Genomic DNA, 18,972 nt, shown 5'->3' with positions numbered 1-18,972 from the left:
CTAAAGCGAGTATTCCGGCCTTTTTTTAACGCCGATTACCATTTTATGTTACCTAATGAAAGGTATGCATTCATATGTCACAGCGATAAGTCATATTTAGCAAAATGGCTTATTTAACTAGATTTAAAGAAAAAACTCATATTTGGTTAGAATATTAAACGACTCACAAACCTTTATCTAACAATATAACAAATTAATGGAATTTACACAATCCTACACCTTAGCAGCCCTAGACCATACCACCACCGGAATGAGTAATAAGGACAAAACCCCTCCAGTAAGTGATAATGCGAGGAAACTTGAACCGGCCACAATCATTCCAGATAATGCTCCGCCAGCAGCTCCTGACAAGGCAATCAGAACATCCACTGTCCCCTGCGTTTTAGCTCGTGTGGCAGTATCAGTTGAATCTACAATAAGGGCAGTCCCGCTTATCAAGCCAAAATTCCACCCTAATCCCAGTAAAGAAAGAGCAATGACGAGAAGAACCATAGAATCTCCCGGAGCAAATGCTGCTATTACACCTGACAGAAGAAGCGTCGTTCCAGAAGCAATCGCCATCGCAGTACGTCCCAGCTTGTCAACAAGGGCACCTGTAACCAGTGAAGGGAGATACATAGCACCTATATGAAAACCAATAACAAGACCGACTGCACCCAAGTCATGCCCGTGATGTCTCATATGAACCGGTGTCATTGTCATAATAGCTACCATTACTATTTGAGTAAGAACCATAACCGTTGCCCCAACAATGATGCCTTTTTTGTTTTCTGTATGCTCAGCTGCCGCCAAATGTCCTTTATCATCAGGCTCTTCATTTGCCGCTTCTATTGTTCTTGCTATAACTAATGGATCTGGACGAAGCATGATGAAAAGGACCACACCTGCTAACATATATGCTGCTGCGGCTAAAATGAAAGGGCCAGCAAGTGATGGAACACCAATAGAAAGAGCAAAATCACCCATCACATTCACTAAGCTTGGACCTGCCACTGCACCAAATGTAGTAAAAACCATTGTCATACTAACAGCTGTCGCTCGCTGCTTATGATTTGCTAAGTCTGTACCTGCATAACGGGCTTGTAAATTTGTGGCTGTTCCTGCACCGTAAATAAGCAATGAAGCAAATAACAAGAAAATACTATTTAAAATTGCTGCCATCAACACTCCTATTGCTCCAAGTCCGCCAATCATAAAGCCAGCTGAAAGACCTGTGCGACGGCCGTAACGTTGAGAAAGCCTACCAACAATGAATGCGGATCCTGCTGACCCTAAAGTAAATAAAGCAGAAGGCAGACCCGCAAACGCATCGGTGCCTAGCATTTGCTGTGCAATAAGCGCACCGACAGTCACCCCTGCCGCCAGCCCTGCACCGCCAAAAATTTGTGAGATACTCACAACGAATAATGTACGTTTGTATAACGATTTTTGTTTTTCTGGGGAATTGATGTAGCTTTGTAACGAAGCTGTATGGACGTCTATTGCTTTTACGCTGTCCTTGTCTGCCATATTCTGACCTTCCTTTCTAAAAGCCTAAATTTGTATAAACCTTCCTCTAGATGTGGATCATCATAACATGCACAAAAAAGCCATACAATGTCATAATTGTATGGCAAACAATATTAGGTAAGGCCGTCTAGCAAACGTCTTAGGATCATTAACCCTTGCTCAAGCTCTTCAAGTGTTTTCGGTGCACAGACAGAAACCCTAACAGCTCTTTCAGGACAACTATTTCCCACTACAAAGCGTTCAGCCGCATACACTTGCACGCCATGTCGCGCAGCCAACTCTTCAAATTCGGCACCAGTCATTTTACCCGGTAACAACAACCAACGAAAAATGCCTGTTTCAATGCCTAAACATGTATATCCCGCAACATATCGGTTTACGAGTTGATTTCTGCGAATGGTTTGTTCACGATGACGCTCAATTAAGACTTCAAATTGATTTGATACAATCGTGCGAGCAGTAAGTTCAGCTAATAGCGGGGAAACGGTTATATTAAAATTATAAAGCGCCTTTGATAGTGGCTCCTTATATTGCCTCGGCACTGCTACATAAGCCAGACGCAGGCCTGGCGCTAACGATTTTGATAAACTTGCAATATGAATAACCTGTTGCGGTGCGAACGAGGCGAGTGCCGGAAGCGGATGTTTGTTGAGAAGATGGTACGATGCATCTTCAATAACAAACAGATTATATTTCTTTGCAATGTCTGCAACCATTCTTCGATTCTCAACAGACATAAAGGAAGTCGTCGGATTATGATAATCCGGGATTAAATACAAACCTTTAATATTTTCGTTTTTACACGCATATTCAAGTGACTCCGGACTCATTTCATCGTTTTCTGATTTTATCGGTACAATTTGCACACTAAGCAATGATGCAACAGTTTTTAATCCAGGGTACGTATGATGGTCAACACCGATGCGATCTCCAGGCTTACAAAGACTCGCCAATGTTGCAGCAATCGCATTTTGCCCTCCATTTGCAAATAAAATGTGATCAACAGTTGTTTCAAATCCGCCTCTTTGGATGAGCTTTACAGCTGCATCTTTTTGCCAAAGGCTTTCACCTGCCCGGCCGTAGCTAAACCATTTTTCATAATCCTCCTCCTGAACCATGTTTTTCAGCTGGTGTAACAAGGGCTCATATGAAGCGTGATCTGGAAGTATTGCTCCCATTTCAATTAAATGTGTCGGCTTTGTATCCTCAAGTAAATACGCATTCGATAACGCATCATACGATACAAATGTGCCGCTCCCTACAGCCGCACTCAGCAGCCCCTTTAACTCACACACTTTAAATGCTTTGGAAATCGTACTCACATTTAAATCTAAATAATCGGCCAATTCTCGCTGCGGAGGAAGTTTTGTTCCAGGTAATAATACTCCGTTTATAATATCCTGTTCCAATTGCCCTGCAATTGCTTTATAAATAGGCTTTTCAGCTTTATCAATCGATGGCTTCCAGCTCATCGGATAGTTTTCAAAAGAATTGATAGGCATGATTCGCATCCTTTTTCCCTCAATTATAGGAATGTGCTGCTTATAAGACAAATATAACTTTCTTTTATTGATGCCTTTTGTGAACAGCATGCTTCAATAAAACCTGTACAAATACAAGTGAATCACTTACTTTATTTCATATAAGTCATCCTGCAAAACTGTGCACAGAATGTCGGGTATATACATTTCACTCCTGTTATTCTTTGGTTAAAGGAGGCCAAATAAATGGATTTGCTTAAAAGTATGAACAGGGCATTACAGTATATTGAGGAAAATCTCACTCATGATATTGATTTTAAAGAAGCAGCAAAGCTTGCTTTCTGCTCTGAATATCATTTTAAAAGGATGTTTTCCTTCCTTGCAGGTATTTCATTATCGGAATATATTCGTCGCAGACGACTTACTCTTGCAGCTTTTGAACTGAAAGACAGCCATGCGAAAATGATTGATATCGCAATCAAGTACGGTTATAACTCACCAGATTCTTTTACACGGGCATTCCAAAACTTACATGGCGTAAACCCATCAAAAGCCAGGCTTAATGGCCATTCGCTTAAAGCTTATCCAAAAATGACCTTCCAATTATCAATCAAAGGAGGAAGTGAAATGAACTATCGCATTGAAGAAAAAGAGGCATTTCGCATTGTTGGGATTACAAAAAGAGTTCCTATTATTTTCAAAGGGATTCATCCGGAAATTGCAGCTATGTGGGAAAGTTTAGATGAAGAAGCAATAAGTGAACTAAAAGCGATTTCTAATGTAGCACCATTAGGGCTCATTAGCGCATCCACAAATTTTTCTGAAGGTCGGGCGGAGGAAAAAGGAGAACTTGATCATTATATTGGTGCAGCTACAACAAAGCAGTGTCCAAATCACCTCTCACAGCTAGAAGTTCCTGCCTCAACATGGGCGGTATTCGAAGCCATCGGATCATTTCCGGATACACTGCAAGAAGTGTGGGGACGCATTTATTCCGAATGGTTTCCATCGTCAAATTACGAACAAATAGAAGGCCCCGAAATACTGTGGAATGAGCATAAGGATGTAACATCACCATCATTTAAAAGTGAAATTTGGATACCAATTGCAAAAAAGTAATACTGTTTTCGATCAGGGAAGAGGCATTGAAGGTTCTTGAAGAAATCATACCAAGGGCGGCAATCCCCTTGGTATCCCTGATGCAGCCGAGAGGGCTCAAACTCCACCAGTGTTTTTCATTGCTGGACCGTTCAAGCCCTTATATATCCCGATTTGCATGATTCCTAATCTTTCATATCGACTTTTTACTCTGCATAGAAGTCTCTTTATTTAAAGCCAATATTAAAGTTATCCCAATAATACAGAAAGCACCGACCCATTGAAAAAAACCAAATGGCGCTTTTAACCAAACGACAGTTGTTACAACTGCTGATAGAGGCTCTAGACTGCCAAGCAGGCTTGTTTCTTTGGGAGAAAGGCTTTCCAAGCTTTTTATGAAGAACCAAAACGCAATCATTGTTCCAAATAATATCACGAATAAGATATATGCATACGCCTCAACGGGTAAACGCTGAAAATCCAGCTGCCATGGCGGGTGGATAAAGCTCAATGCAACACCGCCGATTATCATTGCCCACCCCACTACAACAAGAGAATCAAATTTATGTAATAAACCAACGGCATATAAAGTATAAAAAGCTGCCGCGAATCCTGATAAAACTCCCCATACTACTGCAGCTGCCGGCACTGAAAGTTGAGACGTTGACCCATTTGTTAACAAAAAGAAGCAACCCGCTAAAGCAAGTACAACAGTAATGATATCTTGTTTAGTAAGAACAGTTTGTTTTCGCACAAGCGAGTAGATAATAACGATTACTGGGGATAAATATTGCAATAATGTAGCAACGGCAGCATTCCCGTGTTGAATGGATGCCATATATGTGTACTGCACAGCAAGCATTCCCAATAAGCCAAAAATTAGAAGCTGACCAGCTGACGCTTTGTTTTTCCAAACCCCAATAACCTGAGACCGGTCCTTTCTGAACAATTGAAGCATTAAAAGTAGCATTCCAGCCGTAAGCAAGCGTGTCGTTACAAGCCAATTGACATCAATTTGATAGTCTTGAAAAAGTTTTTTTTGCTACCGTGCCTCCAATTCCCCAACATGTAGCCCCTGTTATAACATAGAACAATCCCATTCCTCTTTTGGAAGTATTCATACATGACTCCTCACTAATAAATATAATAATAGTGTTATGATAAATGCATACCTTTATAAAAAATACTCAAATATAATAAAAAAATATAAATATATTGAGGTGGGGATGTCCGAATGAAGAATTTTGTGATCGATCAAAATTTAAAAGAATTAACAGAGCACCGGACGGTAGAATTACCGGTTGCCTGTTACGAGACAAGGATCAATCAAAATATAAATGGCTATATTCCGCTTCATTGGCATGATGAAATTCAATTTGTTTTGATACTAAAAGGGATAGCTGTCTTTCAAATAAATGAAGAAAAAATAGTGGTTCAAGAAGGGGATGGATTATTTATCAATAGTGGCTGCCTGCACATGGCAGAAGAAAAAGATGGCTCGGATTGTACGTATATTTGCTTAAATGTGTCACCCCATTTCGTTTTATCTCAAGAACTTTATTCAAGCTATGTTCAGCCCTATATGTTTTCAACCAATTTATCCTATTTATATTTGGACGGAAATCAACATTGGGCAAAAAACATTCTAGAAGCTGTAAAAAAAATAAATCAATTGATTCAACAAAAGACATCACTTTATGAGATTGACATTACCATGCAATTAACGTTAATGTGGAAAAACCTGGTCATTAATGGCTTTCAATTGGAGTACGATCAATCTGAAATGATAAAAAGCCATCGAATGAAACAAATGTTAAATTGGATCCATCTCCATTTTGCTGAAAAAATCACATTAGAGGACATTGCAAAAGCTGGCCAACTGAGCCGTTCTGAATGCTGCCGTTATTTTAAACGAATGCTGAATCAAACGCCATTACGTTATGTAATGAATTATCGAATTCAAAAAAGCTTATTATTACTGCAGCACCCTGACTCCAATGTGACAGAAGTGTCTTATCAAGTTGGATTTAACAGTACCAGTTATTTTATAAGTAAATTTCAACAAGCGATGAAAATGACACCATTAACATACAAAAAAATTCATACGAAGCATTAATTTATAAAGTTTAGAAATGGGGTTCCTGTTAATGGTACCCTTTAAAGTGTTTACGGTTTTAAAAACGGCATTGTATAATGAGAAACAACTTAAAAATCGAGGTGATATCAACATGTTTTTAGCTCCACTATTTGAAAATGATGTTCCAGTAGCACTTCTCCGCCCTTAATGGAGTAAAGTGACTACTTCTCTCCGTTAGGGCATGTAATGACCTAATTTTAAATACGGAGGGAACAAAAAAATGAAAAATACCTTGTTAGGTTCTATATATTTAGCTTTAGCCGCTAGTATCTGGGGTGGCATGTATGTTGTGGTTAAGGTTGTTGTCGCAGTGATTCCGCCTTTTGAATTGGTTTGGATGAGGTACGTCATCGCCATCCTTGCACTTCTAATCATTGGTTTCATAAAGAGACAATCTTGGAAAATTCATAAACGCGACCTTTTATTAATAATTGCCATTGGAATTGTTGGCAACACGATTTCAATTGTTACACAAGAATATGGAACGATGTTGTCTACAGCACAAATGGGAGCAATTATTACGTCTTCAACACCAGCGTTTATGGTTATATTCGCTCGTCTATTACTCAAGGAACCATTGACTATCAAAAAAGGAATCTCAATTATTTTAGCGACCATAGGTGTATTATGTATTGTGGGAAACGGACATATTGATACATCTCATCAGCTTGGCGGTATTTCTCTGCTTGTTGCAGCACTTACATGGGCACTTATGTCAGTGCTGATCAAACGCGTTCCAAGCAGTTATTCACCTATACTTGTTACAACGTATTCAACTTTTGTTGCCATTGTGGCGCTAACTCCTTTTGTAAAACCTAGCACTATGTTTACGTCACAACTGCTTGACCCTAAAATTCTAGGTGGTCTTCTGTATTTGGGAATTGTTTCAACAGCTTGTGCCTTTTTATTGTGGAATCGCGGGTTACAGCTATTAAACGCTTCAAGTGGAGGCCTCTTTTTCTTTTTTCAGCCTCTGGTTGGAACATTACTTGGGTGGCTTCTGCTGGGAGAACAAATAGGCGGGACATTTTGGATAGGTTCGTTTTTAATTCTTAGCGGTGTTTTATTAGTGATTAAAGAGAAAGAAAAACAAGTGAATTCATAACCAAAAAAAGCAAACTATTTTATATAGTTTGCTTTTCAATTAACTTTGTTTCTTTCCACTTTACTTCTTTATGTTTCTGGTCTTCATTTATAATCTCTCCTTTCTTTATTTTTCTTTTCGCCTCAATACTCATTTGATGGTTGTCAAATTCCCTGTCAGCAAACCTTTTTCTGTCCGCAAGATAAGTGAACATGCATCTGAAGTAAGTGGCCGTTTGTGGGCAGTAGATCATTTAAAAATAAGCACAAAAAATACCAAGGTCTTCATCCCTTGATATCATTGGTTGGGCCAAGAGACTTGAACCATCACGGGTTATTCATCAACTAAGTCCTCAACATTTAAAACCATATCACTAGTTATGAAAGCTTGTTTTCATTACACTCTCTATCCACGAATTATGGTTAGAAATTTATGATTAAATTTGTGCCCATATCGATTAGCAAACATGCCACTGGTAACCTGTCTGTTAAAGTAACCGCCTGTCTAATTTCATACCAACATTTTTTTATGAGCCAAGTCATGAATTCCTAAGGGAGATTGAATAACTCATTTTCAATGAAAAACTGATCTTTGTTAATTAGTCGAAGTTTTAGGATATACACGGATCAATTGACCTTTTCCTTGATTGGAAATCCGACACGTTCCCTATTGTTTTTGCTTGATCTGTTTTTTTAAAAAAAGTTATTGACATCAAAAATTCGATCATGTTATTATTAAAAGTTTGATATTCCACCTCCATATATGGTAATCTTAAGAAGGTTACCATATATGGAGGTGGATGATATGTTTCAAATTGGCGATAACATTGTTTATCCAATGCACGGAGCAGGTATAATTGAAGCCATAGAAGAAAAAGAATTCTTAGAGGAAAAACAACAGTATTATGTCATAAGAATGTCAATCAGTAATATGACAGTTATGATTCCAACGCGTAAAATATTGAGTTCAAGTATACGACCAGTTACTGATATCCGTGCATTAAAACACATTATACACATTTTTCAGCATGGAGAATCAGATAGGTTACTGCCGTGGAAGCAAAGGTATATAGTAAACACGAACAAAATAAAAACGGGTGAAATACAAGAAGGCGCTGAAGTCGTACGTGATTTAATGCGCATGAAGAAAGAAAAAGCACTTAATTCAAGCGAAAAAAAAATGTTGGAAAACGCATATGAATTTTTGATTAGTGAACTGGAAGTAATTAAAGGAATCACTGAAAAACAAATAAAAAGTTTCTGCTAAGGTTAATTATGTATTGCATGAATACCCTGAATTTTCAATAATATTATGTTAAAAAAGTAAATCCATTTCAAAACGTTCAACTTCTTCAACTTACTTTTAGAGTATTAACCTCTTTTGTTATTCTACAATCTAATCCATTTTATTATATTAAATTTCTTCTACGAACTTTTGAAGTTTTATCAAAAAACTCGATAAAATAGTCACTTTGCTTTTATAATCCTGATTCACACTGGCACGGACAAGGAGCCGTAAGGATGGAAGAGAGGTAGGGCTTCCATTGTTTTAGGTATCTCTAAGTGATTATTTCTAGAAGAAAAAAGAATCAATTTCCACTCTATCTTTAAGAATTTCTTATATCCACTGGTTTTTTGCTTCCTCGCTAAAATAGTATTGGTCCCGGCTAACGGCTACTAAGCATTTGGACAGGAAAAGAAAATATCTTTTTCAATCGAGGTTATCTGAAAATGGTTTGTAGGACTTGAGATTATGAAGTCTTGTACTTACATTTACGGGCAGTTAGTGAAAAATGAAAATGCAGTTGTATTCGAAAAGAAAAGTAATTAATTTATATACATTCCGCATATTGTCAACCCAGTATGTTATACTGTAAACAAACCTTTGAAGTTTTAAATCTTTTTCTATTACCTTGTAGCATCTCCCTACTCGAACGTTGAGTAGGGTTTTTTATTGGGTATGATATAGACATAAAAAAACAGGCCCTGTATAAAGAGCCTGTTTGTATAAACGATTGAAGATTAAGCTTTTTGAACGTTAGCAGCTTGAGCTCCACGAGCACCTTGCTCAACGTCAAACGTTACTTTTTGACCTTCGTCTAAAGATTTGAATCCGTCACTTTGGATTGCAGAAAAGTGTACGAATACATCGTCTCCATTTTCGCGTTCGATAAAGCCAAAACCTTTTTCTGCATTAAACCATTTAACTGTACCTTGTTCCATTTTTGTTGCCTCCTAGTGTGTGAACACACAATATATACTATCCTTGCCCAAAGTATCATCAAGACGAAAAGTCAATATTCATACTATCCTTTACACCGAACAAAAATAATTCTTCTTTATTATATCAGGAATCGGAAATAACTGCAAATTAATATTTTCGTTTTATTCATAGCATTATTTGTTAAACATGTGGATACCCCCATTACTTCATTATCACTGTCCAAAACCTCTATTCCTCAAACATTCAATGTTCACGGTTCAAATAAATCCCTTCCCATAGGGGAGCAGTGAGAGAGTTTGGCCCGGTAAAGAGCCGGGTATAATCTTCATACGCTTTTTGTATTCCGGCTGATTCGCTAATAAAGATGGAATTGAACTGGAAATCAGTTTATCATTTCCAATAATTTCACAGATGGATGGGAAGAATACTTATCATATATGTGGTGTATGACGCTGGGCCTTCAAAGGCTATAAAACGTTTTCTACACTTAGAAGATCACCAGGGAAGGAGAAACTTTTAAAAATGAAAGAACAAAACCTAAGGACTTTGAGAAAACTGGTTACACCTTATGAAAAGTCCGATTTACACAAAAGTATTTGTCAAATCATTAACACATTGGCACCGTTTTTTCTGTTATGGTATTTGGCATATAAAAGCTTGTCGATCTCTTATTTCCTTACATTAGCGATTTCTGTCGTTGCGGCAGGCTTTTTAGTAAGAACCTTCATCATCTTTCATGATTGCTGCCACTATTCCTTTTTTAAGAACAGAAAGGCGAATCGAATCCTTGGCACATTAACAGGAATTCTGACTCTGCATCCTTTTGATCATTGGGCACATGACCATTCTGTCCATCATGCGACAAGCAGCAACCTGGACAAACGCGGTACAGGCGATATTTGGGTACTGACCGTTGAGGAATATAAGGAAGCCTCAACTAAGACAAAAATAATGTACCGTTTGTACAGAAATCCGTTTGTTATGTTTATTATTGGACCGATTTATGTCTTCGGAATTACCAATCGTTTTAATCGAAAAGGGGCAAAACGCAAAGAACGGATGAATACGTATGTAACGAACTTGGGGATCGTCGCTTTGGCAGCACTTTTAAGTTGGGCTATTGGCTGGCAGAACTTCCTGCTGGTTCAGGTGCCGATTTTTATGATATCGGGCTCTCTAGGAATTTGGATGTTTTATATTCAGCATACGTTTGAGGATTCTTATTTTGAAGAAGATGAGCATTGGGAATATGTAAAAGCAGCAGTTGAAGGAAGCTCTTTTTATAAACTTCCAAAAATCATGCAGTGGCTAACAGGCAATATCGGTTTTCATCATGTTCATCACTTAAGCCCAAGAGTCCCAAACTATAAGCTTGAAAAAGTGCATAACAACACTGAACCATTGCAAAACGTCCCGACCATTACACTGGCAACAAGTCTTAAGTCGTTAAAGTTCCGCCTATGGGATGAAGAAAGCAAAAAATTTGTTGGTTTTAGCCACTTAAAAAAAGCCTCTAAAAGCCAAGTATCAGCGCGGCTAACAACGGATTAAAATAAACTCCCCCATAATCGATGATAAGGGACAGTGTATCTTGCAGAATAAAAGTGCAGACTCGCGCAACGATGTTGTGCAGAGGTCAGCACTTTTTCAGTTCCAAATACACTCATATAAGGAGACGATATGACATATACTTGGAGGCTGCTTTAAGGAGTAGACATTTATGACTACCCCTAAAAATTATTTTTGACTAACCATCAACTTACAGCCAAGAGCAATAAATACTGTTCCAGATACTTTATTGAGAATATGATTGAATTTTTTGTTGTCTTTAATTGTTTTTGTGGCCATCGTTGAAAAATACGTTACTAAGATGTACCACAATAAGGCTATAACAGCGAAGATGCTTCCTAAAATAAGAAATGACAATGACACAGTCGACCCTGATGTTGATGCAAACTGAGGCAAGAACGATAAATAGAACAGAATGTTTTTAGGGTTAGCGATATTTGTAATAACCCCCTGGGTATAATGTTTTTTAAGCGTCTCATTAGCTGTATCCTTTAAAGTTATTCCGTCACTTTTCTTAAGAAGTGCTTTCATTCCAATGTAGATCAAATATAGCCCACCTACTATTTTTATCGCAGTAAACAGAACAACCGATTTCGCTAAGATAATGGATAATCCGACAGTAGCAAGTATTGTGTGAACAAAAGCGCCGGAAGCAATTCCAGCAGATGCAGCAAAACCACTAGCTCTGCCGTTCGAGATGCTTCTGCTTAATACAAACACAGCGTCTATGCCAGGAGCAGCTATAAAAACAAATGATGACAATACAAACAAAAAAAGATCATGAATTCCAAACATAAATTTCAACTCCTAAAATTCCACATTTCATCTAGTCAAATTTCAATAACTAAATATCAATGAACCAACTTTTTTGCACAACTCCATGCTAAAAACTCACAACAGTTTTAAAAATCTTTTCCGCCAATCCTCTGCGAGAGCATCGATTTTCAATATTTCTTCAATTGATTTTTGATCCTCTTTTTGATGAAAAAGAACTTGCGTGGTAGAAAGTACAGATATGTCACATGGGTCCTTTTCAACAAGCTCTATGTCTGAATGAGAATCAATCGTCCCTTCTTGGAGCACCCGAAAAAAATAGCCGGTTAAACATGTTTCGACCACTTTCTTCAGAAAATCTCTCTCTTCATTGTATTTCGATATAGTTGCACATGGCACTCTTCCTTGTGTTACTTGAATGATGGTACCACCTATTCTATACACATCACCTATACAAACCTGTTCTTCCAACATGCCTGTTGCAGTAATGTTTTCTCCAAAAATAGGCGGAGTCATTTTTTTGTTAAACATTCGTTCCCAATACGCATAATGCTCAAATGGATATAAACATACTGCTCGATCAACGCCGCCGTGAAATTTGTGGTTTGCAACATCATCACCAACAATGCCGGCTTTTTTCAGCTCAATAGATGATACAGTCGACTTACCTATCGCGGACATTTCTTTTCGATGATTCCAATCATATTCCTTAGGTTTTCCAACAGCTAAATGAATGATTTGTCTATTCATGATACCCCTTCCATCGCCATGAGTTAGTTTGTCCAGTATTCAATCAAGATCTCACTCGTTATTTGACTTACATACAGTTTCTTTAAGCGCACTAATAAAAGCATGGGTTGCAGCACTCAAATATTTATCTTTTCTATACACAACTCCAATTTCACGAGAAAGATTAGGTTTTAAAATTGGAATGATTCTTATATGAGGGTGATTAAGGTACTCTAAATAAGGTTTAGGAAGGATTGTTACTCCTACCCCTTTCATAACCATATTGATTAAAGACTGCATGGTTGTAATTTCAAAAATCGGCTTCGGAAGGAATCCTAAGTCTTTACAAGCTTCATCTATAAGATTCCTAATAAAATACTGTTGAGGGAGTAAAATTGAGGGTGTTGTCTTTAACACCTCTACATCTAACATATCCTGATTCTCTAACGGGTGACCTTCAGGCACTGCAAAAGCCATTTCTTCTGTGGATAAAGAAATTGATTCTAATTCATCGCCTTTCATGGGCAAGAATACAATTCCCAAATCCAACTTATTTTCTATGAGTTGTTTGTGAATGTCCCCGGTACGCAGCCCAAAAACGGATACCTTCACACCAGGGTATTTTTGATGAAAACTCAGTAAAGTAGGCGTGATCAGGTAATCCTCGACTGTCAGCAAAGTGCCAACCAAAATTGTCCCTCTTTGAAGTCCATTTAATTCATCTATTGAGGTCTTAGCCTGTTCTACCTCATAAAAAATTTTGCGAGTATACTGTAAGAGAAGCTTTCCTGATTCAGTAAGTGCTGTTTTTTTACCAATACGATCAAATAAAGGAGTGCCAATTTCATGTTCTAATAGCTTAATTTGTTGACTTAAAGAAGGCTGAGAAATTCCTACTTTTTCAGCTGCTCTTGTAAAATGAAGTTCTTGGCATACTGCATAGAAATATTCAAGTTGTTTTAATTCCATCTCGCGCCTCCTTTAGGAAATGAATAGTACTTTATAGTCTGTCTCTATTAGATTGACTTTAAACTCGAGCCCTTGATTGGCACATATTCGTTTTTCGCTGCCCTTATTCCCGAGATCAAAACAATTACTGAAGTAAAAACTAACATATATAAAGGAGCCGTCCAACTATGTGTAACGTCATGTAACCAACCAAATAAAACAGGCCCTATAGCAGATAGAAGATAACCTAAAGATTGAGCCATACCTGAAAGTTCAGCTGCCTCGTTCGCATTTTGAGTACGCAAGCTAAAGAACATCATAGCTAAACTAAATGCACATCCAATTCCGATTCCAATTATGATCATCCATAAAGGCATAAGAAGTGTATCCCCATACATGATAGCAACAAACCCAAAAATTAATAGAGAAGCAGCTGCAGCTACTAATAACCGCTGGCTTTTTAAACGTCCAGCTAAAATAGAAACGAGAAATGTTACAGGAAGCATAGCAAGTTGCATTAAAGACAACGTCCAGCCAGCTTCATGAGTGTTTACCCCTTTCTCTTCAAGAATTTCAGGTATCCATGTAATCACTGTGTAGAAAATGAAAGATTGAAACCCCATAAATAACGTCACATTCCACGCTAGCCTAGAACGCCATAAGCTTATGGATTTCACTTCCTCTCCTGTTTTTTCAACCTGAACAGACTTTTGTTGATATTGCAGTTGTGGCAGCCAAATAAAAATGGCGAGCAGAGATAAAAGCCCCCAACATCCAAGAGCCCCTGACCATCCCAAACCTAAAGATGACGAAATCGGAATACTTATACCAGAGCCAACAGCTCCAAATAAATTCATAGATACTGCATAAAGTCCTGTCATCATACCTATTTGTTTCATAAAGTGATATTTGATAAGACTGGGTAATAAAACATTGCAAATGGCAATTGATGATCCGATTAAAATCGTTCCTATAAATAATGTTTCTTTTCCAACAAACGAACGTATTCCAATCCCAATTGTTAATATCACTAAGGACATCAATAGGGTTAACTCCATACCAAAACGCCGAGCTAAATGAGAAGCAAAAGGGGATAAAAATGCAAAAGCAAGTAAAGGTATTGTGGTTATGACTCCTGCCAGTGCATTAGAAATCCCCAAGTCATCACGAATTGCAGCTATTAGCGGACCAACCGATGTTAGTGAAGCTCTAAGATTTGCGCCAATTAGGATGATACCTATGATAAGCCATCCTATCCTAGGCTTTAAATCCAATCGCGATTGTCCTCCGTAATTTGTTAATTGTGAATTACCCATGATCAATATTGCCCCTCCGTATCACGCAATGACACCATTAAGTTTCAGAATGTTTACTGTTTCAACAGTACTTGTGTTTATCTGTAATTACGGCAGTGAAATCGTCACTGGTTTGATTCTTACAATCAATTTATCGGAGAACGACATGGCCCTACTTTTATTCCCAACGAGTTATAGTGGTTCTTTATATTCATTATTGCTTGACCGCTTGTAACTTCAATTATGATATTGTTTAATTTCCTAAGATCAACTGGTTGATTCAACATTAATTGATGAAATAGTTGTTTAATCTCCTTTGGATATACATTCCCAACCATACTGGACAGCCCATTACAGCCATTAAGTATTTTTTCCGGAAGATTGACATCACCACCAGCAAACATCACAAAGTCATCCGGTAGTTTTGTACTTGAATGACGTTTGGCATCGCTCTCTTCTTTAAGTCCTACAAGATTTGAATGTTTTTGATTGATGAGCGTTTCAAATGATTCAGCACTTAGCTCAAATCCTGTTCTAAAAGGATTATTGTAAAGCACTACATGTTTAGTTGTGTGTTGCAGCAACTCATTCATATAGCTGATAGCCTGTTTTTGAGTTGGTTGAATATAAGGTGGGAACTGAATCAAAATGGCGTCAAAGACAGAGTCCTCAAGCTCCTTAATGAGTGTTATGGCATCTTTGGTCCTTGTTGCTGATACACCAAACATAAGCTCAACATTTTTGAATTGTTTTTGATTAAAATAATGAATAATCTGGATTCGTTCTTCAATGCTCATTGAATTTTGTTCACCAGTAGTAGCAGATACAAGAACAGAATCAATCCCATTATCTTTTAAATAGTCCAGAATGTCATTAAAACCTTCTACAAATAAACTCTCGTCGTTATGAAATGGAGTTGGAATTGCAACATTAAAATTTTTCATACAATACCTCCGTGGTTTTTTCGGAATTAGCATTTAACAATTGTCTTATACCTTGATGGTTTCTCACAAAGTCAATTTTCAATAAAAGTATAGGTCAGCCTAACTTATAATACAATTCAATTATTTATATAGAAATGATAGGTATGGCCTATCGTTTATAATCAAAAAAATAAAGTTAAACCGACTAAATTGTTAAAAACCGCATTGAATTCACAGGACATCATTTTATAGACAGAAAAAAAGAGGAGCAAACACATGGTTTACTCCTCTCATTACCTTTGGCTTCTTCTTATGGTGTTTTCTTGCATAAGCTAAGACGATCCCATCCAAAAACTGCAAAAGACACCGGTGTAAGACCAATTAACATGATTTCCAACAACACATGCCGTCCTTTTAATAATCATTTATAAATATAAAATGGAAACCCCTATTGTCTTGGAGCTCCCTTATTATATTAAAGCCCCTATTCAGGAAAATCATTTCCCGCAGATGAATCAACAAATGGATTTCCATATTTATCACAAAATTTATAAAAACCATAACGATTCATATACATCAATTTCTCTATGTTCTCAGGAGTATCAAAATCAATCATCTCTAAAATCAAACTAGTAAATTCAATAGGGGCGGTTCCATTTGCGGTAACCAAATTTTTATCTCTTACTGCTTGTTTCTCTACAAAACTGCTAATCGGTTTATATTGTTCATAATCCTTCCATAAGTAAACTAAATTACCTGTATGGCTATGATTATTCAGCAAACCATTCTTCGCCATAAAATCCACTGCACCGCATATCGCTGCTATTGGAATGTCTTTTTGAAATGCAGTTTTTACGAAATGTAAAAGTTTTTTATTATCATTACTCCAAGAATCTCCGCCAATCATAACTAGTAAATGAAAATTCGCAGGTTCTAACCCAATTATGTAATCGACAGATGTTTTAAAACCACCTATAGAACTGACAATAGGGTCTAAAGAAACAGTATGAACCGACCAATCTTCTCTTTGATTTAATGCTGATGCTAAGTAAGCACCTTCCCAATCTGCATACTTGTCTAATATAAGAAATAACGCCTTTTTCATAACTATGTACCGCCTTAGATTATAAGTTTTTTATGCCAATCTTATCGATTTCCGTATCTTCCAGTCTCCCACAATTTGAGGCGGGTGAGTGCGATAAAGAGGAGTGTTTATCACATCCCTTTAATCTTTACGTAACGTTTCATCTTGCTTCAATACTCATACGATAATATTCATCAGAAAGCATTAAATCTCCTTGTTCATGAAAATAATCAGCGACTTCAAATGAAAGTTTTAAATCAGCAAACATTTTTCTCAAAGCCAGAAATGCATACTTTATATGTTGAGTTCACCATCAGATAAAACCTAATATTTTTAATTTCGCTGAGTATTCCTTATCCTTACTTTATCGGCAATAAATCGACCATCGAACGTTCCTAAAGTATGTCAAAACAACGCCCTAATAGTGTTCTATTGATATGAATGAGAAGGAAATACATAGCTAGGGCTCTTGTAAAAGAAACTATTGACGTATACGGACATTTTATATCCTAACAAACGAAAAGACATGGCGGACAAATTAGACGCTCACTTCTGATAACAAACCTCATTTTCTTCGTGAGATGCGGCCGAGAGAACTTGAACCTCCCACGGGTTATTCACCCACTAGACCCTCAACATAGTGAAAACGTATCATGTATTACATAAACCTTATAAATAAAGCATTCTTTATCTTCATTTCTACCTATTTCTTCTTTTTTCATGAATTTCGGAAAAAATTAGGTACTACTTTTTTAAAAAATAATTAAAAATATTGGCTTTAAATTATAATTCCAGCTAAGACCTAAGAAACCACTAACAAAAGGAGTAATGTGGTCTCGCACACTGGGTGCGATAGTTTTTTGTTTTGGTAGTATCTTGACCTGTCCGATTTTGTAATTCAGTGTAGATAGACAGAGTAAAAAAGAGTACGTATTAATCTTGAATAGCACAAAAAACACTACCCTTTTTGTTACTTTAGAGAATGGATAGTGTTTTTTCGTTTTGCGGGTATCGGAAAATCTTTGCTAGTAGCAGTACCTCAATAAGGAGAACGCAATTTCCACTTACCTATCCTATATCAAGGCTTACTTGTCTGATTTGGGATGTTTGGGATACAAAAGTTGAGTTACAAACATCATTATCCAAAAAAATATTTACTGTAATTATTTTACATGGTATTATTTGTATTATACATACAGAGTATGTATAATACCGTAAATGAAAAAGGAGTGCTTGATCGTGAATCTTAAGTCCATTTTCAAAGGAGTATCATCTACTCTGATAGCTGGTGTAATTGTTGGAACTTGTACTATACCTGCTTTTGCAGAGTCGACTACAAGTGTATCATCGAAAAATTATACTGTTACAAGTAGTGGAGAATTCAAAGCTCTAAACAAGGAGGTTTCAGAGGGCTCTGTTGAACAATCAAGCTGGAGCCGGGAGTTCGAATTAGATGAGAATGACGGAGCACAAGTGAACTTCTGGATTTCAAATACAGGGAGTAATGACATAAAAATATCAATTGATGGAAAAGTCTCAAGAACCATCGCACCAGGCAAGCAAGGCAACATTTCGACTGAGGTTAAAAATGGTTGGTTTGGTTGGACATACAATTACACATTTACAGCTTCACCACCGGCTCAAGGTGGTAGTGTTAAGATGAACTATCGTATTGCTCAAAGAGATAATTAACGAATTACGGAAAGGTAATCACTCATTACCTTTCCGTAATTTCATCATTTTTTAGTTTTTTAAAAGATTCCTTAGTTTCTATACTTTGGAGATAAATTTACACCAGGTTTTTCATCTTCTCTTTTTCTAAAAATAAAAGGTTTTTATATTAAATCCTATATGATGCAAATCAGTCCCCTTAGTAATTACTTTTCTCCAATTTTCTGCTCCTGCTTTTCCTGCTCTTTTCCCTTAACCTTATGAAATCTTATCATGTCCTATATTTAAGGGTTATACAGCGCTCATTATCATTATTTACACCTTTTTTGATGTTTTTCATATTTCTGGGCAGTAAAAAAAAATTGACCACTCGCCAAGATAGGTAAAATAAAAAACGAAGGCATGAACCTAGTAAAAACATACCTTGAGTTACAAAAGCTTTTATTC

Annotated in this window: 16 protein-coding genes and 2 pseudogenes; 6 read left to right on the top strand and 12 right to left on the bottom strand. The window is 37.0% G+C overall.

Annotated elements, in window-relative coordinates; all coding sequences use genetic code 11:
* Nucleotides 1-213 precede the first annotated feature (213 nt).
* Entirely contained in the window at nucleotides 214-1,509 is a 1,296-nt protein-coding gene (locus BFW96_RS19645; protein WP_069840360.1) for an MFS transporter, read from the bottom strand.
* A 113-nt stretch (nucleotides 1,510-1,622) separates the two neighbouring features.
* Nucleotides 1,623-3,011, bottom strand: a complete 1,389-nt coding sequence (locus tag BFW96_RS19640) for an aminotransferase-like domain-containing protein (protein WP_069840412.1) — start codon at nucleotides 3,009-3,011, stop codon at nucleotides 1,623-1,625.
* Between the two features lie 225 nt (nucleotides 3,012-3,236).
* Between BFW96_RS19640 and BFW96_RS19635 the strand changes: the two genes are divergently transcribed.
* On the top strand, nucleotides 3,237-4,109 hold the full coding sequence (locus BFW96_RS19635) for an AraC family transcriptional regulator (protein WP_069840359.1): 873 nt from the start codon (nucleotides 3,237-3,239) through the stop codon (nucleotides 4,107-4,109).
* Between the two features lie 172 nt (nucleotides 4,110-4,281).
* Here the strand turns inward: BFW96_RS19635 and BFW96_RS19630 are convergent.
* Nucleotides 4,282-5,209, bottom strand: a pseudogene (locus BFW96_RS19630) (DMT family transporter).
* A gap of 113 nt (nucleotides 5,210-5,322) precedes the next feature.
* On the opposite strand from BFW96_RS19630, the gene BFW96_RS19625 reads away from it, so the two are divergent.
* The 3 genes from BFW96_RS19625 (at nucleotide 5,323) to BFW96_RS19610 (ending at nucleotide 8,575) form a co-directional block, all read left to right on the top strand.
* Nucleotides 5,323-6,204, top strand: coding sequence for an AraC family transcriptional regulator (locus BFW96_RS19625; protein ID WP_069840358.1), 882 nt, complete (start codon nucleotides 5,323-5,325; stop codon nucleotides 6,202-6,204).
* Between the two features lie 241 nt (nucleotides 6,205-6,445).
* Nucleotides 6,446-7,330, top strand: coding sequence for a DMT family transporter (locus BFW96_RS19620; protein WP_069840357.1), 885 nt, complete (start codon nucleotides 6,446-6,448; stop codon nucleotides 7,328-7,330).
* Between the two features lie 783 nt (nucleotides 7,331-8,113).
* Nucleotides 8,114-8,575: a CarD family transcriptional regulator gene (locus BFW96_RS19610; RefSeq protein ID WP_080488105.1), complete on the top strand. Its 462-nt coding sequence runs from the start codon at nucleotides 8,114-8,116 to the stop codon at nucleotides 8,573-8,575.
* A gap of 755 nt (nucleotides 8,576-9,330) precedes the next feature.
* On the opposite strand, the gene cspC is transcribed toward BFW96_RS19610, so the two are convergent.
* Complete coding sequence (gene cspC, locus BFW96_RS19605) at nucleotides 9,331-9,531, bottom strand: cold shock protein CspC (RefSeq protein WP_013351108.1); 201 nt, start codon at nucleotides 9,529-9,531, stop codon at nucleotides 9,331-9,333.
* Nucleotides 9,532-9,775: 244 nt separating this feature from the next.
* Nucleotides 9,776-9,874, bottom strand: a complete 99-nt coding sequence (locus tag BFW96_RS22145; protein WP_418657552.1) for a molecular chaperone TorD family protein — start codon at nucleotides 9,872-9,874, stop codon at nucleotides 9,776-9,778.
* Nucleotides 9,875-10,054: 180 nt separating this feature from the next.
* On the opposite strand from BFW96_RS22145, the gene desA reads away from it, so the two are divergent.
* Nucleotides 10,055-11,083: a Delta(5) desaturase DesA gene (gene desA, locus BFW96_RS19600; RefSeq protein ID WP_069840354.1), complete on the top strand. Its 1,029-nt coding sequence runs from the start codon at nucleotides 10,055-10,057 to the stop codon at nucleotides 11,081-11,083.
* A 186-nt stretch (nucleotides 11,084-11,269) separates the two neighbouring features.
* Here the strand turns inward: desA and BFW96_RS19595 are convergent, their stop codons facing one another.
* The 7 genes and pseudogenes from BFW96_RS19595 to BFW96_RS22140 form a co-directional block, all read right to left on the bottom strand.
* Nucleotides 11,270-11,896: a LysE family translocator gene (locus BFW96_RS19595; protein ID WP_069840353.1), complete on the bottom strand. Its 627-nt coding sequence runs from the start codon at nucleotides 11,894-11,896 to the stop codon at nucleotides 11,270-11,272.
* Nucleotides 11,897-11,992: 96 nt separating this feature from the next.
* Nucleotides 11,993-12,625, bottom strand: coding sequence for an MOSC domain-containing protein (locus BFW96_RS19590; RefSeq protein WP_069840352.1), 633 nt, complete (start codon nucleotides 12,623-12,625; stop codon nucleotides 11,993-11,995).
* 51 nt (nucleotides 12,626-12,676) lie between these two features.
* Nucleotides 12,677-13,573, bottom strand: coding sequence for a LysR family transcriptional regulator (locus tag BFW96_RS19585; protein WP_069840351.1), 897 nt, complete (start codon nucleotides 13,571-13,573; stop codon nucleotides 12,677-12,679).
* A 47-nt stretch (nucleotides 13,574-13,620) separates the two neighbouring features.
* A complete protein-coding gene (locus BFW96_RS19580) occupies nucleotides 13,621-14,868 on the bottom strand; it encodes a CynX/NimT family MFS transporter (RefSeq protein WP_069840411.1) in 1,248 nt (415 codons plus the stop codon).
* 125 nt (nucleotides 14,869-14,993) lie between these two features.
* The gene (locus BFW96_RS19575) at nucleotides 14,994-15,791 is read right to left on the bottom strand and encodes a dihydrodipicolinate synthase family protein (RefSeq protein WP_069840350.1); all 798 of its coding nucleotides are present in this window, start codon (nucleotides 15,789-15,791) and stop codon (nucleotides 14,994-14,996) included.
* A gap of 463 nt (nucleotides 15,792-16,254) precedes the next feature.
* Nucleotides 16,255-16,875 (bottom strand): type 1 glutamine amidotransferase family protein, encoded by a 621-nt coding sequence (locus BFW96_RS19570; RefSeq protein WP_069840349.1) that lies wholly within the window; start codon nucleotides 16,873-16,875, stop codon nucleotides 16,255-16,257.
* Nucleotides 16,876-17,017: 142 nt separating this feature from the next.
* Nucleotides 17,018-17,238: pseudogene (locus BFW96_RS22140) on the bottom strand (tetratricopeptide repeat protein); the annotation flags it as partial.
* Nucleotides 17,239-18,093: 855 nt separating this feature from the next.
* Between BFW96_RS22140 and BFW96_RS19565 the strand changes: the two are divergent.
* Entirely contained in the window at nucleotides 18,094-18,546 is a 453-nt protein-coding gene (locus tag BFW96_RS19565; RefSeq protein ID WP_069840348.1) for a hypothetical protein, read from the top strand.
* The last annotated feature ends 426 nt before the right edge of the window (nucleotides 18,547-18,972 follow it).

The organism is Bacillus sp. F56 (assembly GCF_001748205.1).
Lineage (GTDB): Bacteria > Bacillota > Bacilli > Bacillales > Bacillaceae > Bacillus > Bacillus stercoris.
This window is presented reverse-complemented; position numbering and strand designations above follow the sequence as displayed.